This window comes from Desulfamplus magnetovallimortis, from assembly GCF_900170035.1.
GTDB lineage: Bacteria > Desulfobacterota > Desulfobacteria > Desulfobacterales > Desulfobacteraceae > Desulfamplus > Desulfamplus magnetovallimortis.
In genome coordinates this window covers 54,935-77,917 of sequence record NZ_LT828544.1, presented here as the reverse complement: position 1 = coordinate 77,917, position 22,983 = coordinate 54,935, and the positions used below count along the sequence as shown (strand labels likewise).

The 22,983-nt window shown below is 41.2% G+C and carries 15 protein-coding genes; 5 read left to right on the top strand and 10 right to left on the bottom strand.

Features of this window, described 5'->3' with window-relative positions:
- The first annotated feature begins 614 nt into the window (after positions 1-614).
- Positions 615-1,193 carry a hypothetical protein gene (locus tag MTBBW1_RS10465; protein WP_080803041.1) on the top strand — a complete coding sequence of 193 codons (579 nt, stop codon included), beginning with the start codon at positions 615-617 and terminating at the stop codon, positions 1,191-1,193.
- 47 nt (positions 1,194-1,240) lie between these two features.
- On the opposite strand, the gene MTBBW1_RS10460 is transcribed toward MTBBW1_RS10465, so the two are convergent.
- From MTBBW1_RS10460 to rfbD, 5 genes are all read right to left on the bottom strand, one after another.
- Positions 1,241-1,918, bottom strand: coding sequence for a TetR/AcrR family transcriptional regulator (locus MTBBW1_RS10460; RefSeq protein ID WP_245809340.1), 678 nt, complete (start codon positions 1,916-1,918; stop codon positions 1,241-1,243).
- Between the two features lie 115 nt (positions 1,919-2,033).
- On the bottom strand, positions 2,034-4,667 hold the full coding sequence (locus MTBBW1_RS10455) for an ATP-binding protein (RefSeq protein ID WP_080803036.1): 2,634 nt from the start codon (positions 4,665-4,667) through the stop codon (positions 2,034-2,036).
- A 275-nt stretch (positions 4,668-4,942) separates the two neighbouring features.
- Positions 4,943-5,575 carry a Uma2 family endonuclease gene (locus MTBBW1_RS10450; RefSeq protein ID WP_245809339.1) on the bottom strand — a complete coding sequence of 211 codons (633 nt, stop codon included), beginning with the start codon at positions 5,573-5,575 and terminating at the stop codon, positions 4,943-4,945.
- 9 nt (positions 5,576-5,584) lie between these two features.
- Positions 5,585-8,020 carry a glycogen/starch/alpha-glucan phosphorylase gene (locus tag MTBBW1_RS10445; protein ID WP_080803033.1) on the bottom strand — a complete coding sequence of 812 codons (2,436 nt, stop codon included), beginning with the start codon at positions 8,018-8,020 and terminating at the stop codon, positions 5,585-5,587.
- Between the two features lie 524 nt (positions 8,021-8,544).
- Positions 8,545-9,423: a dTDP-4-dehydrorhamnose reductase gene (gene rfbD / locus MTBBW1_RS10440; protein ID WP_080803030.1), complete on the bottom strand. Its 879-nt coding sequence runs from the start codon at positions 9,421-9,423 to the stop codon at positions 8,545-8,547.
- Positions 9,424-9,722: 299 nt separating this feature from the next.
- Between rfbD and MTBBW1_RS10435 the strand changes: the two genes are divergently transcribed.
- Positions 9,723-12,266 (top strand): CHAT domain-containing protein, encoded by a 2,544-nt coding sequence (locus tag MTBBW1_RS10435; RefSeq protein WP_080803026.1) that lies wholly within the window; start codon positions 9,723-9,725, stop codon positions 12,264-12,266.
- A gap of 89 nt (positions 12,267-12,355) precedes the next feature.
- Here MTBBW1_RS10435 and djlA read toward each other — a convergent pair whose 3' ends face one another.
- Positions 12,356-13,123 carry a co-chaperone DjlA gene (gene djlA, locus MTBBW1_RS10430; RefSeq protein WP_080803023.1) on the bottom strand — a complete coding sequence of 256 codons (768 nt, stop codon included), beginning with the start codon at positions 13,121-13,123 and terminating at the stop codon, positions 12,356-12,358.
- Between the two features lie 324 nt (positions 13,124-13,447).
- Between djlA and MTBBW1_RS29975 the strand changes: the two genes are divergently transcribed.
- Positions 13,448-13,573, top strand: a complete 126-nt coding sequence (locus MTBBW1_RS29975; protein WP_281255631.1) for a hypothetical protein — start codon at positions 13,448-13,450, stop codon at positions 13,571-13,573.
- A 61-nt stretch (positions 13,574-13,634) separates the two neighbouring features.
- The gene (locus tag MTBBW1_RS29970) at positions 13,635-13,760 is read left to right on the top strand and encodes a hypothetical protein (protein ID WP_281255630.1); all 126 of its coding nucleotides are present in this window, start codon (positions 13,635-13,637) and stop codon (positions 13,758-13,760) included.
- A 43-nt stretch (positions 13,761-13,803) separates the two neighbouring features.
- Here MTBBW1_RS29970 and dnaE read toward each other — a convergent pair whose 3' ends face one another.
- Positions 13,804-17,337: a DNA polymerase III subunit alpha gene (dnaE, locus tag MTBBW1_RS10425; RefSeq protein WP_425430008.1), complete on the bottom strand. Its 3,534-nt coding sequence runs from the start codon at positions 17,335-17,337 to the stop codon at positions 13,804-13,806.
- Between the two features lie 272 nt (positions 17,338-17,609).
- On the bottom strand, positions 17,610-19,082 hold the full coding sequence (gene guaB, locus MTBBW1_RS10420) for an IMP dehydrogenase (protein WP_080803017.1): 1,473 nt from the start codon (positions 19,080-19,082) through the stop codon (positions 17,610-17,612).
- A gap of 349 nt (positions 19,083-19,431) precedes the next feature.
- Here guaB and MTBBW1_RS10415 point away from each other — a divergent pair, with 349 nt between their 5' ends.
- A complete protein-coding gene (locus MTBBW1_RS10415; RefSeq protein WP_080803014.1) occupies positions 19,432-20,040 on the top strand; it encodes an L-threonylcarbamoyladenylate synthase in 609 nt (202 codons plus the stop codon).
- On the opposite strand, the gene sppA is transcribed toward MTBBW1_RS10415, so the two are convergent.
- Both sppA and MTBBW1_RS10405 read right to left on the bottom strand, forming a co-directional pair.
- Complete coding sequence (sppA, locus tag MTBBW1_RS10410) at positions 19,978-20,883, bottom strand: signal peptide peptidase SppA (RefSeq protein WP_080803012.1); 906 nt, start codon at positions 20,881-20,883, stop codon at positions 19,978-19,980. The genes MTBBW1_RS10415 and sppA overlap by 63 nt on opposite strands.
- Before the next feature lie 223 nt (positions 20,884-21,106).
- Positions 21,107-22,939 (bottom strand): 30S ribosomal protein S1, encoded by a 1,833-nt coding sequence (locus tag MTBBW1_RS10405; protein WP_080803009.1) that lies wholly within the window; start codon positions 22,937-22,939, stop codon positions 21,107-21,109.
- Positions 22,940-22,983: the final 44 nt, after the last annotated feature.

Sequence of the window (22,983 nt, the reverse complement as noted above, 5' to 3'; positions counted from 1 at the left end):
ATTATTTATCCTGAGCATCCTTTTCATCCTGGTTATCCTGATTCAGACAAATTCAATAACTGCTCAAAAAGCAATAAGGTGTCGATTTTGAGTTCATATAAAACAGATACATCTCCACTATAAAAAATATTTTTCCTCACCCATTCCTTGACTTACTCATAAATTTATATATATATGAATTTCCATATATAAAAAAAACCTCTACCATTTTCTGAATCTAAATTATTATCTCATCAGCCATCAGTTCTCTTTTTATAACGGACATAGCGACGTATCGCCACAATCCAAGAGATTAAAGTCTTCATAAAAACAAGTAATTATAGAGACGTTATAATAAAAACATAGATATTGTTGTAATACCCTTTTTCTCCGTTTTTTCGCTTTGCCGGACATCATGTCCATTCATCGCGAATCTCCATCAAAAGATGGCATCTTTCATTTGCCAGTTTACATTTTCCTGAACACAATGCCGGTTTTTCTGGTAGCCTGTTCCGGAAAGTGTAAAGTACTTTATGCATGATATGAAGGATGCCCAAAAGATAATAAATTCACAATAATTTGATCCGACCTGATTTTAAAAGCATCTCTTACTTTCAATTCATACAGGAGGTATCATGAATGAATTTTTAAAAAATCTCAGAAATGTTCAACGTAGCAATAATCAACGATATTCAGGAGGAAGTACCAGAAAAGAAGTGGACGGCAATTACTATCCAGGTAAGGAAAGGCGGAAGGTAAAAGACAGGCGGAAACAGCAACAACAGGAAGAATCTCTCTGTATAGAAGAGCTTATAAATGAAGCCATTCCCTCTATTAACAGTTACATGGCCAAAATTGCAGACTCTCTTGAGAGGCTCACAGAACAGAATGAAACCCTGATAGATGCTAAAATAAAACAATGCAGATCTATGGATCTCTTTTTCAACACAATTTCAACAAAACTGGATGACAAAATCTCCATTTCAATTGAAGACAATGGAAGTTTTACCTCTCCTGGCGGTGAGATATGCATCAACAACAGGTCTGAAAAAAGGCATACAAAGAATGAAGTCATCGCAATGATTAAAGATATGCGAAAAAACAGCGCAACATTTTCGGAAATAGCTGAAAGCCTCCAGGAAAAAGGCATTCCGACATTTTCAGGACGTGGAGCATGGCATGCCCAGACCATTCACAGACTTTGTAAAAAATGATATGAGCATGAAATCCAGAAGAGACTATCTGTTTAACCCTTAACCTGCTATTTTTCAAATCCCTTTAGCATTATTTCAAATGCAGTTTCAAGGGTCTGACGTACAAAGTCCTTATCATTATTAAGCAAACGTTTACTGTCCACCCATAAAACCACACCAGAATAGGTTGCCCATATAATATCGGCAAGGGCAACTGGATGCCGTTCTTTAAAAAGCCCCTGATCTATTCCCTCCTGTACAATTGAGGTAATAGCTCCAAGAGCATCAGCAGAAGTTTCTTTTAACTGTTCAAGAACCTCTGGAGATAGATTTTTAAGTGTCTCACCTGACTGAAGATGGAACAGATTTATAAGTACCATTGAATCGTATTCATAGACATCAATAAAAGTATCTTTAAGTTTTTCCATTTTCTCATTGGCATCAATACCTTTCTTGCCAATGATCTTTTTCATCAGAATTGTGATATACTCAAGGATATCAATGGAAAGTGAAGTGTGGAGTTCCTCCTTGTTTTTAAAATAGAGATAAAGAGTTCCCGGGCTTAATTCTGCCTCCCCTGCAATCTCCTCCATGGTGGCACGGCTGAATCCTTTGGCTGAAAAGACCTTTTTAGCAGCCTCCATGATCTGCTTTCGCCTCATCTCTTTTTCCCTCTGTTTTCGCTCCTGTATGCCCATATTATAATTATCTCCATTATATTTTGAATATGGTTTATTATCTGTCAAAACACTCATAAAATACATGGAGTATTAAAAAATCTCAAGTAAAAGATAATTAGACTTTGGATAATTAACCGAATAGGCGACCGAAAATCTGATCATTCGCTTTATCGTGGTTATATTACTTACAGTTTTTTTTGGCCTCTTCCAGCACATCACGAATCGTTTTAGCGATATCTCTCATCACAATTGGCTTCATTACATAACCGTCGATACCTATGGATTCAGCTCTCTCCTCATCAATGAGGGAACTGTGGCCTGTACAAATGATTACGGAAATATCAGGACGAATCTCTTTGAGTTTTTCAGACAATTTGGCACCCGTCATTTGCGGCATGGTCATGTCCGTCAGCACAAGATCAAATAGATGGGGTTCCGACCGGAAGAGTTCAAGAGCATCCACAGGGCTTGTTGTAGTTTGGACGTTGTAACCAAGACGTACCAGCATATTTCCGGTCATTTGCGTAATGGAGACCTCATCATCAACAAAGAGAACCCTTTCACCAGTACCCTTGGGGATCACGTCAGGTGAGTTTATATCTATTCCAGGTTTTCCGTTAACCACTGGAATAAAGATCGTAAAAGTGGTTCCGTTTCCAGGCAAGCTTTCAACAGAAATAATCCCACCATGATTCTTGATGATACCGTGAACAACAGCAAGGCCCATCCCGGAACCCTTTCCCACATCCTTTGTTGTAAAATAGGGATCAAATATGCGCTTAATAATATCAGATCGAATTCCCGGACCTGTATCACTTACCGTTATCTTGAGCCAATCACCAGGCGTTAGACCAGGATATGAATCAATATCTCTCTCAATTATATTGATCCTTGTAACGGCAATATCCAGGATTCCACCAGTTTCCTCCATTGCCTGGGAAGCATTAATGCAGAGGTTCATCATTACCTGGTTGAGCTGGGTTGGATCGCCAAGGATTGTCAATTCGTTATCCGGAAAATTCTGTCGAATTTCAATGGAGGCTGGAATTGTTGAACGCAGGAATTTGAGCGCATCTTTAATCACCATAACTGCACCGATGGGCTTGAGTTCCTGATCCGTTTGACGGGTGAAGTTGAGAAGCTGTTTAACAACACCTGCCGCCCGTAAAGCGGCAGATTTGATCTCTTTGAGATTTTCGTGTACCGGATTCCACCCAGGGAGATCTTCCATTGCCAGTTCGGCGTTTCCAGTTATCATATATAGTATGTTATTAAAGTCATGGGCGATACCCCCTGCCATTGTTCCTATGGCCTCCATTTTATGTGCCTGGCGAAGAGCGGTTTCCATTTCAACCTTTTCCGTCATATCCCTGAACACCAGGACAACACCAATGGTTTTTTTAGCCCCATCAATAATAGGTGCCGCACTGTCGGCGATTGCCCGTCGGGTACCATCCTGGCTGATCAGTATGGTATGGTTGGCAAGTTCCACCACTTTGTTTGTTTCCAGGACTTTTTTTACCGGATTTTCGCATGGTTTTTGTGTCTGCTCATTGATGATGTCAAAGACATCAATCAAGTCCTTGCCACATGCATCTTGGAGGCTCCATCCGGTCAGATTTTGGGCAACTTTATTGATCAGGACAACTTTACCGTGAATATCTGTTGTGATAACCCCATCACCGATTGATTGAAGTGTCACATGAAGACGTTCCTGCTCCTGCTGTAATTTTGCCTGGGCAAGCTTGCTTTCCACCATGGCGCCGATGAGTTTTGCCGAACTGTGCAGCCTTTTTTTGGCAGTTTCGATGATAAAGTTCGGCCGGTGTTCATATTGGTCTGCTTCACGCATGAGGTCATTGATATCCACCTGAAACTTTTTTGAAATGGCTTCAAGTGTGGTTGCATCTTTTGGCGGATCACCATAACCAAAGTTGATGGCACCAATAACCTGGTCATGAACCAATATGGGAACCGCATACAATCTTAGTCCGCCGCAGCATTCGATATCAACAGACTGAGCAGTATCAATGGCGGTTTTTGAAGCATCCACCCAGCAGGACTCATGGCACAACCATTTGCCACTGTTTAATGCGCTCTTGTCATCCGGGGTTTTGCACAACTTGCGGGATGCTAAATCCATCATCCGGCACCAGCCTGAAGAAAAAATACCATGGGCATAATCGCCGTTTATTTCATACACAGCGGCGGAGGTCTCCAAAAGTTCCAGATAGCCGGTTACGATATCAGAAAGCATCTCCTTACCGATATTATACAGGATCATCCGGCAGGTATTCAGTTCAGTCAGATCTGAGTATCCTTGGGAAGAGACGGGTGTAATTTTTGGAGTTTTTTTCAATAACCATTCAATGGCTTTGAGAGAAGATTCCGCTTCCTTTTGAAATGTAATGTCCTCAAAAATGGTGGCAAACTGTCCTTTTTGGGGGCTGAATGCCACCACAGAATACCATTTGCCAAGCGTTTCGGAATATTGCTGAAACCGGATTTCTACTCCAGTGTCAGCTACTTTGCCGTATCGCCCAATCCAGTCTGCCGGCTCCTTTTCCGTTCCAGGCAGCACCTGAGTGACTTTTTTCCCTATGATATTCTCTTTTTTTAAACCAGTCATTCTTTCAAATGCCGTATTTACATCCAGGAATAGATAATCAACTGGTTCTGCAGCCTCGTTTAGTACCATTTCGTGCAAGGCAAACCCATTAAGCATTTTCTTAAAGAGACTGCTGTATTGCTTCTCTTTTTTTTCAAGAATTTTGATTCTTTCCATCATATCTTGGCCTGTTGGGTTTTCAGTCATGGAGATCTCCTATGTCCTTAAAATATATATTCAAAATCGTCACCTAAACTCTTTTGAGCCTTGTCACTACTGTCTGAATCAGGATACCCGAGATGATAAGGATTTACAGGATAAAAATCCTGAACATCCTGTAAATCCTGGTTATCCTGATTCAGACAAATACAAAAAATACCAAAAATGCCCGCAAGATGTCGGTTTTCAGTATATATTAAAGTTGTCAGACAGTGCCAAAATTATCAGAAAAATCGTCCCACAGTTTGAACTTGAAGAAGCACTCAGCAGGATTTCAATTCAATACGATCATATATTTCAGAAAGGGGCAAGTCACACTTAATGGCATCAATCTTTACAATCTGCTTCTTATCCGAATATGTTGACAAAATCCAGGTTCCATCTTTTCTGTTTCGGACATATTTATCTACCCTACAACGATCCTGTGCAATCAAAATGTACTCCTGAAGGGAATCAATTAGTTGATAATGTTCAAATTTCATTCCACGGTCATACGCCTCGGTTGAGTCAGAGAGAATTTCAAAAATAACAACCGGATTCAATAATGATTCAGGGGAATCATCATCAAACTCAACATTGTCACAAGCAATTGAGAGATCTGGATAGACATATTTTGTAATTGCCTCAATTTTCACCCTCTGATCATTTGTAAACCCCATACAGTTGCTTCCCTTGAGTTGGCCCTTTAACTCTCCTGCAATATTAAACGATATCCGATTATGGTTAGGTCTTGCCCCTGTCATGGCAAATATCTCACCATCGAAATATTCATGCTTTGTATCTGCACTTCTCTCAAACTCCAGATACTCCTGCGGTGTCATTTTGCATTTCATCTGTGGTATCATATTCAATCCCTCAAAAATCGAACTTTTTGCAGACTCATTGTCAATGGCCATTAACACTCATCAAATTTGAGATTTAATCTTCCATATCTCTTCAGCATACTCTTTTATGGTTCTGTCACTTGAAAACTTTCCGGTTCTTGCAATATTCAACAGAGATTTTACAGCCCAGTTATGGCGATCCATATAATCATTTGCAAGACGGCTATGGGCATCTGTATAGGATTGAAAATCCGCCATATGACAATAGTAATCACCACCGTGAACTATGGAATCATAAAGAGGTTTAAATATTCCAGGCTCATCAGGACAGAAAATATCAGATCTCACTGCATCCATAACGCGCTTAAGGGCAGGAGAAGAGTTTAGAAAACGATCTGCATCATGCTCCCGTCTGAGGGATTCAATCTCATCAACTTTGTGGCCGAATATATAGATATTTTCTTCACCAACTTCTCCTGCTATCTCAATATTGGCACCGTCAAGAGTTCCTATTGTTATAGCGCCATTCATGGCAAACTTCATATTACCTGTACCAGATGCTTCCATGCCGGCAGTAGATATCTGCTCGCTTACGTCAGCTCCGGGAATCATCTTTTCAGCAAGGGAGACCCGGTAGTCAGGAATAAAAACAACCTTAAGCCACTCATTTGCTTTAGAATCTTTGTTTATAATCTCTGCAAGACCATGTATAAAGCGAATCACAAGTTTTGCCATAAAATAGCCCGGAGCTGCTTTTCCGCCAAAAATAAATGTTCTTGGCACTGAAGGAATAATATTGTCATCCCTTATCTGAAAATATATGTGAATAATGTTCATTGCATTGAGCAACTGACGCTTATATTCATGAAGACGCTTTGCATGAATGTCAAATATAGACTCCGGATCTACCTCTATATAGGTGGTCTCTTTTATAATTGATGCAAGCCTTACCTTGTTCTTCCTTTTGATCATAAGAAGTCTTTCAAGAAAAGCTGTCTCCTTGCAGTGAGCTTCAAGTTCTCTCAATCGCCCAAGATCCAGAATCCATCCATCTCCGATTGTATCGCAAACAAGTTGTGCCAGCAGAGGATTGGCACGCAAAATCCATCTTCTTGGAGTTACTCCATTGGTCTTGTTGTTGAATTTTTCAGGCCACAGATCATAAAAATCAGGTACAAGACGGGTTTTTACAAGTTCGGAGTGAATTGCGGCAACACCATTGACAGAGTGGCTTCCAACAATTGCAAGATGAGCCATCCTTATATTTTTTTCGCCATTGTTATCAATGACGATGGACATTCTCCTTGGCTTTTCGGGATCATCAGGGTATTTTTCTTTAATCATACTCATAAAACGGCGATCAATCTCCTGAATAATCTGGAGATGGCGGGGAATTACCTTTTTGAAAATATGCATGGGCCATGTCTCAAGGGCCTCCGGCATCAATGTATGGTTGGTGTATCCAAGTGTGCGGGTGGTTATCTGCCAGGCATCATCCCACTCAACAAAATGAAGATCAATAAGAACCCTCATAAGCTCTGCAACAGTCAGGGCAGGATGTGTGTCATTGAGCTGGATTGCAACCTTTTCATGGAACATGTCAAAAGAGTCATGCTGGTTAAGATAGATAGATACAATGTCATGGACGGCACATGCCACAAGAAAGTACTCCTGAACAAGCCTGAGCTCCTTGCCGGAATCCCTTGAATCCGAGGGATAAAGAATTTTCGAGATATTTTCAAATCTGATTTTATCTTCAAGGGCACGATAGTAATCCCCCTCATTGAAAATCTGTATGTCAAAGTCTTCAGATGCCCATGCGGAAAAAAGCCTTAAGCGGTTAACAGTCTTTCCACCATACCCCACAACTGCAATGTCATGGGGACGTCCCACAATTAGCTTCCACTCAACCCACATGGGGTTATACTCCCCAACCATATCCTCGCTGTCTTCGATTCTGCCAAAAACCGGTACCATTGCCTTTTCACCGGACATTCGCATAAGCCAGGGAGATGACTTGTTGTACCAGAAATCAGGACGCTCATGCTGATAGCCCCCAATGATACTCTGGTGAAAGAGACCATAGTCATAATTTATGCCATATCCGAATCCAGGCATACCCATGCTTGCAAGGGAGTCAAGAAAACATGCGGCAAGGCGTCCAAGGCCTCCGTTACCCAAGGCAGGGTCAGGCTCAAACTCTATGAGATCATCAAAATCAAGTCCTATGTCATTTACAATGGTTCGGCACTCATCATATATTCCCAGATTAATGAGGTTGTTGGCCAGAAGAGGGCCTGTCAGAAACTCCATTGATATGTAGTGCATTCGCTTAACATCATTGTCTGCATAGCGTTTTTCAGTTTCGATTTTACGATCAATTATATGCTCCCTTACTGCAAAACAGACAGAGTTGAAAATATCAACCTTTGTGGCCTGCTCCATGGTTCTTCCAAAGCCATATCTTACAATGGATAGCAGTGTTGACCTGAATCTTGAAGGATCTATAGTAGCCATATATAACCTTTAATTCCCCTGAAGATGATTTATTTGTAAAATAATAAACAGATCAAAATTGATGGTCTTGCAAAAAGTCCCAAACAGCAGATTCGCTATTAGTAATTTCTATAGTATTCCAGATAATCAAATTGGTAATGGAAAAGTCTAACTATCTGTTATTTGCATTAATTTTGGCATCCTTAATATCAGATTAAACTACTTTACACTTCTTGTCTGGAGTAGAGACGCAATGCATTGCGTCTCTACCGTTGGGTTATTTTGCCATTGGAAAAGTGTAAACCGGCAAATGAAGGATGCCTTAATTTTTTCCCAAAAAATAAAATATTTTTTTGAAAGCTATATTCTCAAAATCGACACCTATGATCTTGTAAGCCTTGCCAACACTGTCTGAATCAGGATTCCCAAGATTAACAGGATAAGGCAGGATTATCTATCCTGAGCATCCTATCCATCCTGGTTATCCTGGTTCAGACAACTGCAATAACTTCGGAAAAAGCAATAAAATGTCGATTTTGAGTATATTACTTAGTGAACTCATCAAGAAGCTCCTGCCTGTACCTTGAGACAAATTGCTCAAGGCCGTGACGCCATCCGGTCATTTTGTTATTGTCGCTTCTTTTAAGTCTTACATTTTCAAGTATTGAGTTTGCAGGTCTTCTGGCAGGTGTCGGATATTCACTTGTGGCACAGGGCACAATATTGAAGGGAACCTCCATAAGTTTTAGAAAATTGATAGCAAGTTCATACCATGAACAGTAGCCTTCGGACGTGGCATGATATATCCCCTGCCCTTGTATTTTAATCAAACGCTCCATCTGAAGAGCAAGCCTGAGTGTCCATGTTGGTGACCCAAATTGATCATTAACAACTTTGATTGTCCTTTCAGGATCAGATAGGGCAACCCTCAGCATTGTTTTAAGAAAATTCTGCCCACCTATGCCATAAAGCCAAGCTGTCCTGACAATAATGTGATGTTCTGTGATTTCTGCTATTCTCTTCTCACCTTCAAGCTTTGTCTTTCCATAAACGGAAAGCGGATTGACAGGATCGGTTTCTGAGTATGAGAGCGGAGGTTCCTTTGTTCCGTCAAAAACATAATCGGTTGAGACATGGAACAAAAGAGCTCCAAGTTTGCGGCACTCCTCTGCAAGGTTTGCAGCACCTTCCACATTTACCGCCCATGCAGCGTCACCGTTGGTTTCGCACTTATCCACCTGGGTATATGCAGCACAGTTTATTACAAGATCAGGAGACGTTTTTTGCATGAGATCTGCAACATTTTGCTTATCTGTAATATCCATCTCGGGAAGATCAAAGGGCATAACCTTGTGTTCTTTTTCAAAAACCCGTATGCAATCACATCCAAGCTGTCCGTTACTTCCGCATAATAATATTTTCATAACCGGTCCTCTTCCCGAATAAATATTGATGACTTAAGCTGCCTTGGTCAAGGCATGGGGATTTTATAATTGTGGCGGCGAGCCAACATGGCCGTTAATCTAAGATAAGAAACTATATACTAATTATTTTTGATAATAGACACAAGTCTTTTGAGAATATTACCTTTGATCTGAAGAGAATTTGAGGTATATATAAAAAATATTTTTATGTTCCCTCAATATCTCTTCTTCTTATCATCACTTCGAACTTTTTTATCCAAGTTCTTATTTTTATTGCTTTTTTTAAAAAGGAGCTGACAATGATATGCCTTTCAAAAAAAAAGAGTTTTAGAAAAAGCTATTATCCCCTCACTATACTTTTTTTATTAATAACAATCCTCTATTTTTTCCTTTCTGCCTTTCAAGATAATCTTTTTGCAGCATACCCAGACAAATCTTCTATTGCTGAACAAATTTCTCTCCTGACCACTATGCTTGAAAAAAAAGAGTTTGAAACAAATATTGAATCTATCCAACTGCTTGTTGAACGGGGAGAAGCATTCAGAAAAATTGGCCATTTTGACAGAGCCAAAGATGATTTTTCCAATGCTCTTTCAATGGCAGGAAAGATGAAAGCACAAATGCTTGAAATAGCAGCAATGCAATCTCTGGGCTATATCTATTACCTTCAGAATAATTTTGATGATGCAGAAAGAATGCTTGGTTCAGCCCTTGATAAATATGAACGCCAGGATTATAGGCTTCAATTATCCCCCCATGCACTCTCCCTTGCTGCCTCTTGTGCCAATAGACTTGGTAATGTACTTGCAGCTCGCAACAATAACAATCAAGCAATTATAAAATATAAAAAAGCCTTGAATTATCTTGAAGAAATCAAAAATGAAATGGTTGATAGCGGCGATAATCAAATCAATAATCTCGACTTTGAGCTTGAAGCAGTAATCCAACGTAATATTGCCCATGTTATGCCGGACAAAAATAGTGCATTTATCCACCTTTCCCATGCAGTAAAAGCAGTTGATAATCTCTTTTCTCCCCATGAACAGGCAAGGCTTCTTTTAGAAATTGCAGCAGAGGCGGCCATAAAAGACTCTTCTCCATCCGGAGATGCTTTCAGATATAAAATCCTTGAAAGAGCAAAAAAGCTTTCAGAAGCACTTGAGCCTCGGGATTTACGACTTATCTCCCTTGCCTGCGGTCAAATGGGCTCCCTTTATGAAAGCCGGAGCAGAGTTGCAGATGCCATAACCCTTACGGAAGATGCCATAACTGCAGCGGCAAGTATTGGAAATCATGATCTTATGGTAAGATGGGAGTGGCAAAGAGCCAGACTCACAGCTTTGAGTGGAAAACGCAAAAGCGCAATTTCAGCATACAGAAGAGCTTTGTTTCACATGGATTCCATACGCCAAAACATGGAACCTTATTCAGAAGATGGTTGCCCTTCTGATTCAGCCGGCTTTGTATCCATATACAAAGGCTTTGCTGACCTTCTCCTGCAACAGTCAGGAGAGGAAAAAGAACACCATGTTCAACAACAGCTCCTGAAAGAGGCCAGGCAGTCGCTGGAAAGGGGAAAAGAGTCTGAACTTAGGGACTATTTTAAGGATCCCTGTATAAATGCAATGACAAAGGAAATTGAGACTACCTCATCTTCAAACGCTGTTATTTATCCTGTAATTTTGCCTGACAGACTTGAAATCATTGCCGATATCAACGGAAACCTTTATCGTACAACAACAACTGCAAGTCAGGATAGGGTGGAAAAAACCGTTGGGCAACTTGCAAGCAGCTTTCGCAATAACCTGTTTTACAAAAATTCCGGTCAAACAGTATATTCATGGCTTATTCAACCACTTGAGACACTGCTTGCAGACAACAGTATTGACACACTTGTTTTTGTCCCTGAGGGAATTTTCAGAACCCTTCCTCTGGCAGCAATATGGGACGGCAAAGGCTTTATTATTGAAAGGTATGCTGTGGTTACAGAGCCTGTACTTACTCTCTTTGATCCAAAGCCACTTCCAAGAGGAAACATGTTTGCCCTGATGGCAGGGATGAGCGAACCCGGCCCTGTTATCATGAGTCTTCCAAAACCACTTTGGAACACCATATGCCAGACCAGGCTGGATCAGAAAAACAGATGGATCAGGGGGCTTTCTGTCAAAACAGAGGAGTTGAGACGTGATATTTCCATAGCTGAAGAGTCCAATATCGTGGATTCCGGTAACAAAAAAGGGCAGAATATTCCAGGAACAATTGAAGGTCAGGCAATACACGTGAAGGAAATGCTTAAACTTCCAGGGGTTGATATGGAGATGGAAAATATCGCATCAACCCTAAAAGGAGATGTACTTAAAAACGACAATTTTTTGCTGGAAAACTTCTCTGCTGAACTTGACCAGAAAGATTTTAATATCATTCACATTGCATCACATGGTTTTTTTGGAGGTACTTCAGACCAGAATTTTATAATGACATATGACAAAATTCTTGACATTAACCATATGGAAGCGTTCATACGCCCAAGACAATTTGCAGGCAAACCCTTTGAGCTTATTACCTTAAGTGCCTGCCAAACCGCAGAAGGTGATGACCGCTCTCCCCTTGGGCTTTCCGGTGTGGCCCTGAAATCCGGCGCAAGAAGCGTATTAGGCTCCCTCTGGCCTGTATCTGACATCGCCACCCAGGAGCTATTATCAACATTTTACCATCATCTCAAAGAGAGCAATATAACCAAGGCCCATGCCCTTCAGCAGGCACAAATGAAATTGATTGCCAGTAAGGAGTATGAACATCCTTTCTTCTGGTCTGCGTTTGTACTTGTTGGTAACTGGTTATGAATTATAGCTTTCCAGAACAATATTGGCATGCTTCATTTCCTTTTTTGGCAAGAAAATCGGAAAGCCTTTTTGGTTCCGGCTTGTCCAGTTTAGGATATGTTTCTCTCACTTCTAATTGTGTTATATGCTTCCTGTATTTCAATGAATTTGTCATTTGCAAATTTTACAAACTCGTCAGGAAGACCTTTGGCCTGAATTTTATCCGGATGATATTCAGAAACAAGTTTTCTGTACTGCTTTTTAAGCACTTCATTGGAAACTCCTGGCTGACAATTCAGAACAGCGTATGCCTTGTCAGTCTGCTTCACATACCGTGACTTTATGAGAGTATAGTCTGACTCTGAAACATTAAAAATCTTCACGGCACTTAATATAAGATTCTCCTGTGCATTGCTCAGGTCTCCATCTGCGGTGGAAACCCTTAAAAGGATATCCAGCATCAACTCTATAATCCTTGGCTGATTGTAGAATGCACGATAAAACTGCATTGCAAATGATTCAAATGTCTCGGGAGATTTAAGAGCTTGCCTGAAAATGGAAATTGCACTTTGTCTGCCCTGGGGGTCAAGATGGAGATCTTTTGCCATAAACGCTTCAATTGAGGCTATTTCCTTTTCAGTTACTTTGCCATCTGCCTTAGCAATTTTAGCAAGCATTGAAAAAGCAGCAACAAAAAAAGTCATCTGTGCAACTTCTTCGCTTGAAAACCTTTGATACATACGAAGAGCTGTTCCGGAAATATAACCATCGTCTTTTTTATCAAATGTATGCCCAAATGCTGCTCCTGCAACTGCACCAATGGGGCCAAGAAGAGCGAACCCTATGGTTCCTCCAACCATTTTTCCAAGCCAACCCATAAATTTTTCCTTATTAATTTGAAAAAAAGTTCAAAACAATGTTATTAACCTTTGAGTTGAAAGTTTGACTTTCCATTTGGAACCCTTTATTTTTCTCAAGTTTACACTTACTGGAATACCATCACCATTTATCATGGAGCTATAGTATTCCAGATAATTGAATTGATAATGGCAAAATCTAACTATCTGTTATCCCAGATTATTTTTTTGACCAAACAATAAAATATTTTTCTGAAAAGCTCTATATCAAAAAAAATATAAGCCCTTTTGGATTAATATGTAAAGGGGATTCACCATATATGCCAAAAAAACAGGAGGTAAAAGATGGCTGCAATTTATATTACTGGAACAACAATAGCATTTCTTAATCTTGCAGGGATTATATTTGCAATATTCATGCTCACATCAATTCCCGATAATCTCATGAAAAAGAAAAAACAAACATTCTGATTCAGGAAGTGATATCAATTTCGGTGCCACATCTGCCGCAACTGCTGCAGGAGCCGTTGCAGTGGCATCTGCTGCTGCATATGGTGAAAGCATTGATAAACAGGATGACTTTAATAGTATTGATGATATTATTGATGACCTGGATCTTAGCGATTTTGATGATCTTGACCTAAGCGATTTTGATTAGTAACGCAAAAGATATAGATTTCCAGACAATTTTTTTTATAAGGTTAAGAGTTAGGCCGTGGAGCCCATCTTTTTCTCTTTTCCTTTGATTTGACAGGAGCGCACCTGGTCTCAATGGCGCCCTCTCCAAGTAGCCTTGCCACATCATTGAATAGCATTGGCTCAGGTGCTACCCTGCCATTTTCCGGAAGCTGCATAACAACAGATGATTCATCAGACACTTTGATTTCAATAAATGTTATGCAGTTTCCAGGATAGCGTTCAATGAGGTTTTTGAGCTGATCCAGCGTACTTTCGCTATGCATGGCTGTTCCAAAGCCATTAACCTGAATAATCACACTTGCTGTCCACTCCTGCTCAACTTTTTCCATTGGCACAATGGACTCTGCCAGAAGCTTTACATTGCCCTCTCTTTTCTGAACTTCACCCTGAACAACCACCGCAGACTCGTCAGCAATAATCTGGTGTGCCTCGGCATACAGCTCCGGAAAAACAACCACTTCAATATTTCCCTTGATATCTTCAAGTGCAGTGAAAGCCATAAGATCCCCTTTTTTGGTGGTAAGCACCTTTAAGGGCTTTATGGTTCCGCCAATTCTGACCATCTGATGATCATTTTTTTCATGAAGATCAGATGATGTGGCATTGGTATATCTGGTTATAATATCCTGATATTTTTCAAGCGGGTGCCCTGTGATATAAAAACCAAGGGTCTCTTTTTCAAGGGCCAAAAGTTCACTGCTGTCCCACTCCTCAATATCGGGAAGTCTTGGAACAGTAACAGGAGCAGAGCTGCCACCCTCCATGTCAGAAAAGAGATCCATTTGTGAATCAGCCTTCTCCTTCTGGATTCTGCTGCCATGTTCAAGGGCTTCTTCTGCAATTGACATTAGCTGACTTCGCCTGGCTCCGGTAGAATCAAATGCACCACAGCGAATCAATGCTTCGAGAACACGTTTGTTGACCTTTCCAAGAGCAACCCGCTCACAAAAATCAAAAATTGAGCTGTATTTACCCTCTTCTGATCTTGAAGCCACAATGGATTCAATGGCAGCGGTTCCGACATTTTTAACAGCAGCCAGTCCAAACCTTATGGCAGTATCAGTTACGGTAAATACAGCATCACTCTCATTTACATCAGGCGGTAAAACCTCAATGGCATGGCTGCGGCACTCATCCATGTATTTTACAACACTTTCCGAGTTGCTCATTTCACTTGTCATAAGTGCAGCCATATATTCCCTTGGAAAATGAGCTTTTAAATAGGCTGTCTGAAAGCAGATAAGAGCGTATGCTGCACTGTGTGACTTGTTGAAACCATATCCACCAAATTTTTCCATGAGATCAAAAAGCTCTGCTGCCTTTTTCTCACACAGATTGTTATCTTTGGCACCTTTAAGAAAAAGCCCTCTGTGCTCCTCCATCATTGCAGCAATCTTTTTACCCATTGCCTTGCGCAGGCCGTCGGCATCGGCCATGGAATAATTTGCAAGAACTCCGGCAATTTTCATCACCTGCTCTTGATAGAGAATTACACCATAGGTCTCTTTAAGGATGGGTTCAAGCTCGGGAAAGAGGTATTCAACCTTTTCCCGTCCATGTTTTCGCTCCACATATGAATCTGCCATGCCGCTATCAAGGGGACCTGGCCGGTAAAGCGCCACAAGTGCTACAATATCGCTGAAACATGCAGGTTGAAGGCGGGAGATAAGCTCTTTCATGCCGGAGCTTTCAAGCTGAAAAACACCTGTGGTATCTGCCCTTGATAACAGTTCATATGTTTTTTTGTCTTCAAGATCCAGATTGAGAAGATCAGGATAAGGTTTGCCCTGTTTTTTAAGAAGCTCAATTGTATTCTTGATAACAGTAAGGTTTCGCAGCCCCAGAAAATCAAACTTTACAAGGCCAAGCTTCTCGACATAGTTCATGTCGAACTGGGTTACAACTTCGCCCTCTTTTCCTCTGTAAAGGGGCAGATACTCCACAAGGGGTTTATCGGAAATAACAACTCCGGCTGCATGGGTGGATGCATGACGGGGCAAGCCTTCAAGAAGAAGAGAGATATCAAGAAGTTCCTGTTTTGCAGGATCCTCATTTGCCCTTTCAAGGATTCCCGGTGCCTCATCAATGGCCTGTTTCAGGTTCTTGGCACCATCAGGCACCATCTTTGCCAGCTCGTCAACTTCAGGAAGAGGAATGCCAAGTGCTCTTCCCACATCACGTATGACTGCCTTGGCTTTCAGTTTTCCAAAGGTTATGATCTGGGAGACATAATCACCTCCACCATAACGATCAATAACATACTGGTAAACCTTATCCCGCCCTTCAATGCAAAAATCCACATCAATATCAGGCATACTAATACGGGCAGGATTGAGAAAACGCTCAAAAATCAATCCATGCTCAATGGGATCAAGGGCTGTAATTTCCATGGAATAGGCAACCATGCTTCCCGCAGCAGAGCCTCTGCCAGGCCCCACAGGAACATCGTTTTCCCTTGAGTAACGAATAAAATCCGCCACAATAAGAAAATATCCTGGAAAACCCATATCAAGAATAACGCCTATTTCATAATCAAGTCGCTCCCGATATAGTTTTTCATCAAGGTCAGGATTTTTCTTTTTTAGAACAGCAAGCCGTTTTTCAAAACCCTCCCTTACCTCGCGATCAAAAATCTGATCAACAGTTTCATCAGTATTGGTGGAATAACGTGGAAAGTGGTAAGTTTTATCATCAAACTCCACATTACATCTTGAGACAATCAGAGATGTATTTTCAATGGCTTCGGGATAACAGCTCAACTCCCTGATCATCTCATCAGGAGATTTGAAATAGAGCTGATCGGAATCAAACTTAAAACGCTCTGTATTGTTTAGTGTATCACCTGTCTGAATGCAGAGAAGTGCCTCATGGGCACGGACATCTCCCTTGGAAAGATAGTGACAGTCATTGGTGGCAACCATTGGAATTGAAAGCCGCTTGTGCATATCAAGCAATCCCTGGTTCACCTTATCCTGTATTGGTATCCCGTTGTGCTGAACCTCAAGGAAAAAATTATCCTCCCCAAAGGTTTTCAGATAGTAACGGGCAGCCTCATCAGCCTCATCCATCTTTCCCTGGAGAATCTTCTGGGGAAGGTCACCCTTAAGGCATGCGGAAAGAGCAATCAATCCACTGCTGTATTGTGACAATATCTCCTTGTCAACTCTGGGTTTATAGTAAAATCCCTTGAGCTGAGCAATTGATGCAAGGGCACACAGATTGGAGTATCCTTCTCTGTCCTTTGCCAGCAGAACAAGATGTGTCAGGGCCTTGTTATCTTCTGCGGTTCTGTGGGAAATCGTGCGCGGAGCAATATACATCTCGCACCCTATAAGGGGCTTGATGGAAGATTTAAGGGCTTTCTCGTTAAAAGGGGCAGCACCAAACATGGTTCCATGGTCGGTCATTGCCACAGCATCCATGCCAAACTCTGTGCATCGCTTAAAAAGCGCATCCAGCCTTATGGCACCATCCAAAAGAGAGTACTCGGTATGGACATGAAGATGGTAAAATTTTAAGTTGCCTGTAATTTCAATCACCTTTTTTGATTAAGGTTGAAAAGTACTATTTCATGACCCATTTAAGATCAAAATACTTAAAACAAGTATAGTTAAAACTGACTTATAGTTATGAACTTAGCGCCCTTCGGGCGGGCTTTTTCATAACCACCTGCTTTTGCAGGATAAAAATGGAAATTCCTATACTATTAACTTAGCGCTCTTCGGGCGGGCTTTTCCATAACCACTTGCTTTTGCAGGAGATAAAATGGAAATTCCTATACTATGAACTTATTTTTACACAACTCTTTTTATTTCATGCTGTCAACACTGTAGTTGGGGGCTTCCTTGGTTATGATCACGTCATGAACATGGCTCTCCCTGAGGCCTGCCGCACTTATTTTTATAAATTTTGCTCTCTTTCTCAAATCCTCAATTGTAGCAGCCCCAACATAACCCATACCAGCCTTAAGACCTCCAAGCATCTGTACAATATTTTCTCTTATGGTTCCGCGATAGGGGATTCTGCCCACAATACCTTCAGGAACAAGCTCCTCATCATCTGATGTATCTTTCTGGTAATAACGGTCGCTGCTTCCTTTTTTCATGGCTTCAACAGAACCCATTCCCCTGTAAGCCTTGTATTTCCTTCCCTGAAAGATAACAATCTCCCCAGGGCTTTCCTGGGTGCCTGCCAGAAGACTTCCAAGCATTACGCAATGAGCGCCGGCCCCAATTGCCTTTGTAATGTCACCTGAAAATTTTATTCCGCCATCTGCAATAATGGGAATTCCGGTTTCATCAGAAATCTCCTTGCAATTATGAATTGCAGACAACTGGGGAACACCAACACCTGCAACAATTCTTGTTGTACAGATGGAGCCAGGGCCTATGCCAATTTTTACACCATCAACACCTGCATCAATAAGTGCCTTTGCTCCTGAAGATGTTGCCACATTACCGGCAATGAGCTGTGCATCAGGGTAAGCATTTTTGATTTTTTTAACGGCATTTATCACATTAAGGGAGTGCCCATGTGAGGTATCAATTACAAGAGCATCAACCCCGGCATTTATGAGAGCTTCCACACGGCGCATCATATCTGTTCCCACTCCAATGGCAGCACCGGTTCTAAGGCGCCCCATCTCATCCTTGCAGGCATTAGGATACTTTTTGATCTTTTCAATATCCTTGATGGTAATCAAGCCTTTAAGCTTGCCTGCCTTGTCAACCACAAGAAGCTTTTCAATCCTGTGCTTGTGAAGCATCTTCTTGGACTCTTCAAGGGAACATCCTTCAGGTACAGTAACAAGATTATCCTTGGTCATTACATCACTTGCAGGCTTTGCCAACTCGGTTTCAAAACGAAGATCACGATTTGTAACAATACCTACAAGTTTATCTCCCTCTGTTACCGGAATGCCGGAAATTCTGTATTTTGCCATTATTTCAAGAACTGAAGCTATTGATGTATCTGGGGAGATTGTTATGGGATCAACAATCATTCCGCTTTCCGACTTTTTGACCCGATCCACCTCAATGGCCTGCTCTTCAATGCTCAGATTTCGATGTATAAACCCCATGCCACCTGCCCTTGCCATGCTTATGGATGTAAGAGCCTCTGTCACTGTATCCATTGCAGCACTTACTATTGGAATATTAAGCTCAAGGGCACGGGTCAATCTGGTACGGGTCTGAACCTCATCCGGCAAAATGTCAGAATAGTCCGGTAAAAGCAGCACATCATCGAAAGAGAGACCATCTTCAGGGAGTATATTACTCATTAATTATAATCCTCCAGTTAAGGAAAGTTTTTTCATCAAGGCATTCTTCAAGGTTAAGGAGAGTCCTTTTCGGAATAAGTTCTTTCAACAGTTGTTAAATCGTCCTATTTAACAGATATGAATATGCAAATCAAACTTTTTTAAAGCAGCTCTTTATTGACATCCAAAGGATATCAGAATAAAGTAAACGCCAAATTTTTAGGAATGGGTTTTCAATAACATGCCCATTTAAACCCTTGAGCGTGGGTACCCCGCCGCTTCGTTTAAATCAAAATGGGAAAGTTATTTCGTACTCATTCCTTAATAACAGCAATTAACAACATCAAAAAGAAACGGAACAGAGACCCACATGCTGATCAATGTAAATCCTGACAACCCACAGCCCAGACTTATATCGAAAATCGTTGAGATACTTAAAAACGGCGGTATCATTGCTTACCCCACAGATACATTCTATGGACTCGGATGCGACATAATGAACAAAAAAGCCATAGAGCATATATATTTACTTAAAAACAGAGACAAAAAGCAGCCGTTCAGCTTTATATGTGCTGATTTAAAGCATATTAGCGAGTACGCCAAAGTTTCCAATTTTGCCTACCGTAACATGAAAAGAATGCTACCGGGCCCCTATACAGTCATTTTACCAGGCTCTAAAATGGTACCCAAAATGATGCTGACAAAACGCAAAACAGCAGGAATAAGGGTTCCTAATAACAACATTGTACTTGCCATTGCAAGGGAACTTGGGCATCCAATTTTGTCAACCAGCGCCACAGATGACAGTGGTGAAATTTTCAGTGAACCCTCATTTATTGATGACCATTTTGGAACAAACCTTGATGCCGTAATAGACGGCGGGCCTGTTCCCGGGGTTCCATCAAGCGTTATATCCCTAATTGATGATGAACCTGAAATAATTCGACAGGGCGCTGGAGATATCAGCATTTTTGAGTAAGGACTGAACAAGCTTCCTTAGAAACTCTGCCTTGTCCTCTTCAGGATAGACAGCCTTGACCTTTCCTTCAATACCTGCAATCTCTCCAGCCCACTCAACTGCATCATCAAGGTTGCCAAGTCTGTCGATCAATTGAAGGTCAAGGGCAGATTCTCCTGTATAGATACGGCCGTCAGCATATTTTGCCATGGATTCTGTCTCAATATTTCTGCCCAGGGCAGCGTCCCTTACAAACTGCATGTGAATCTCGTCAACAACTCCTTGAAGTATGCTGCGCTCATTTTCACTTATCTCCCTCATGGGAGATCCAATATCTTTGAACTCTCCGCTTTTTATTACAACCGGAGAAAGTCCGATTTTTTCTGCAAGTTCCTGGAAATTTGCATATTCCATAATTACACCGATGCTGCCGGTGATGGTTCCTGGATTGGCCATTATTCCATCACATGATGAAGCAGCATAATATCCGCCTGATGCTGCAACTGATCCAAGAGACGCAATAACTGTCTTAAATTTGCGTGTTTTAATTATCTCCCTGTATATCTCCTGAGAAGGCCCGACGCTACCACCTGGTGAGTTAATTCTCACTACAATTGCCTTGATGGAACTTTTCTCCCTGAAATCTTTTATCTGATCTATGATCTCCTTGGATGAAATAATTGCGCCATTGATTTCAACTATACCAACATTGCCTTCCCCTTTTTTTTCAATTCCTGCAAAACCGGAATTAACAAGTGCCGCACCTCCTCCCACAATTATCCCCATGGCTGATATCATAAAGATGGAGCCGATGGCGCAGCTTACCATAATAAAATAAAGATATGGGTGCCTTCTTGAAAACATAATTATATCTCCTCTTCTGCTTCACAGCAGTCTATCTTTGCCTGGGACATCTGCCTGAAACAAAAACCGGATACAGAAGGTTGCTCTGTATCCGGTCATTTATTACATGTATCTATCAGATATCAAATTCATCTGCTTTTAATCATGGGATTACTCTGAATCCGGTAAACGGCATGATCTCCATGAAAGAGTAAAGCGGGGAATAAAGGATATCCAGTTGCATTTACTCTTTATCTTCAGTTTTTGCAGCCTCTTCAAGGTTATCCCTTAAAAGCTCGCCAAAAGAAGATGTGGCAGGCTTGGCATTTTTAACAAAATCCTGAATGACCTCTTGCTCTGTCTCTTCTTCAAGACGTTTGATGGAGAGTCCTATGCGCCTTTCATCACTGTTGATATTCATGACCCTTGCTGTAATTGCCTCGCCGGTCTTGAACTGATCCGAAGGACTTTTGATCTTCTCTTTGCTGATCTCAGAGACATGAACAAGACCTTCTATACCCTCTTCAAGTTCAACAAAAACACCAAAATCTGTAATATTGGTTATTACACCAGAAATTTCAGTACCTACTTCATACCTTTGCTCAACAGTTTCCCATGGATCGGGCTGGGTCTGCTTGATACCAAGTGAGAATCTCTCACTGGATTTATCAATATCAAGAACAACTGCCTGAATAACATCGTTCTTTTTATAGACTTCCGAAGGATGCTTAATGCGTTTTGTCCAAGATATATCAGAAATATGGACAAGGCCGTCAATATCATCATCAATGCCGATGAAAAGGCCGAAATCTGTAATATTTTTAATCCTGCCCTCAATTACTGTACCTACAGGATATTTTTCACTGATGACTTCCCATGGATTTTCCATGGTCTGTTTGATACCAAGAGATATTCTGCGATTATCCGGTTTAAGATCAAGGACAACGGCAACAACCTCTTCTCCAACTGAAACCATTTTGGATGGATGGCGGATTTTGCGTGTCCAGGACATCTCGGAGACATGAATAAGACCTTCAACACCCTCTTCAAGTTCAACAAAAGCACCATAATCAGTGAGGCTGACAACCTTACCTGAAACCTTTGAGCCAACAGGATATTTTTCCTTTGCAGTTGTCCAGGGATCTGGAGTCAACTGTTTCATGCCCAAAGATACACGCTCCTTCTCAAAATCAAAGGAGAGGATTTTGACATTAATCTTGTCTCCAACAGAGAAAAGTTCGGAAGGATGTTTGACCCTACCCCAGGAAATATCTGTAATATGAAGAAGACCATCAACGCCTCCAAGGTCAACAAAAACACCATATTCGGTGATATTCTTGACAACACCAACCATGACCTTGTCGTTCTCAATGGAATCAAGAGTCTCTGCCCTTGCCTGTTCACGGGCATTTTCGAGAATAATGCGTCTTGACAGAACAATGTTGCTTCTCTTGCGATTGTATTTAAGTACCTTAAAAGTATATGTCTCTCCAACCATTTCATCCATGTTACGGATGGGTCTTAAATCTGCCTGTGAACCTGGCAGGAAGGCTGGAAGACCAATATCAACAGAAAATCCACCCTTGACACGGCTTGTAATCACACCTTCAATAGTACCATCTGACTCATAGATATCTTTTATGGCATCCCATACTTTGACCTTAGCAGCTTTTTCTTTTGAGAGAATAACTGTCTCTTCTTCTTCATCCCAAACTTCGACCATCACCTCAACCCTGTCGTTCAGGTTGACGTTTACATTGCCTTCTTCATCCCTGAATTCATGAATCGCGATCTGCCCTTCAGATTTATATCCAACATCCACAAGGACATGATCCCTGTCCACGGCAATAATAGTACCGGTGACCACTTGTCCTTCTTCAAAACGTTTAAAGCTCTCCTCATAAATTCCCATAAGTTCTTCCATGGTCTCTTCACCTGTAAAAGCAGGCTCTGATTCCATGGCTTCTTCATCTGTAACTACAGGCTGGGATTCCTGTTTGTTGTCCATCTCTTCGGCAGCATCAAATTGTTCAGTATTCATGTTGTTGTTCTCGTTTGTTTCAGCAATGTTATTCATTAAATTATGTTTCCCCCTTGACATTTTTTTTATACCCTTCAGAC

Bases quoted from the DNA above. Each gene is read 5' to 3' on its own strand.
- guaB (WP_080803017.1), bottom strand. From the start codon at position 19,082: ATGAGTAATATACTCCCTGAAGATGGTCTCTCTTTCGATGATGTGCTG.
- MTBBW1_RS10465 (WP_080803041.1), top strand. From the start codon at position 615: ATGAATGAATTTTTAAAAAATCTCAGAAATGTTCAACGTAGCAATAAT.
- sppA (WP_080803012.1), bottom strand. From the start codon at position 20,883: ATGTTTTCAAGAAGGCACCCATATCTTTATTTTATTATGGTAAGCTGC.
- rfbD (WP_080803030.1), bottom strand. From the start codon at position 9,423: ATGAAAATATTATTATGCGGAAGTAACGGACAGCTTGGATGTGATTGC.
- MTBBW1_RS10445 (WP_080803033.1), bottom strand. From the start codon at position 8,020: ATGGCTACTATAGATCCTTCAAGATTCAGGTCAACACTGCTATCCATT.
- MTBBW1_RS29975 (WP_281255631.1), top strand. From the start codon at position 13,448: ATGGCTGCAATTTATATTACTGGAACAACAATAGCATTTCTTAATCTT.
- MTBBW1_RS10415 (WP_080803014.1), top strand. From the start codon at position 19,432: ATGCTGATCAATGTAAATCCTGACAACCCACAGCCCAGACTTATATCG.
- MTBBW1_RS10435 (WP_080803026.1), top strand. From the start codon at position 9,723: ATGATATGCCTTTCAAAAAAAAAGAGTTTTAGAAAAAGCTATTATCCC.
- MTBBW1_RS10450 (WP_245809339.1), bottom strand. From the start codon at position 5,575: ATGGCCATTGACAATGAGTCTGCAAAAAGTTCGATTTTTGAGGGATTG.
- MTBBW1_RS10405 (WP_080803009.1), bottom strand. From the start codon at position 22,939: ATGAATAACATTGCTGAAACAAACGAGAACAACAACATGAATACTGAA.
- djlA (WP_080803023.1), bottom strand. From the start codon at position 13,123: ATGGGTTGGCTTGGAAAAATGGTTGGAGGAACCATAGGGTTCGCTCTT.
- MTBBW1_RS10455 (WP_080803036.1), bottom strand. From the start codon at position 4,667: ATGACTGAAAACCCAACAGGCCAAGATATGATGGAAAGAATCAAAATT.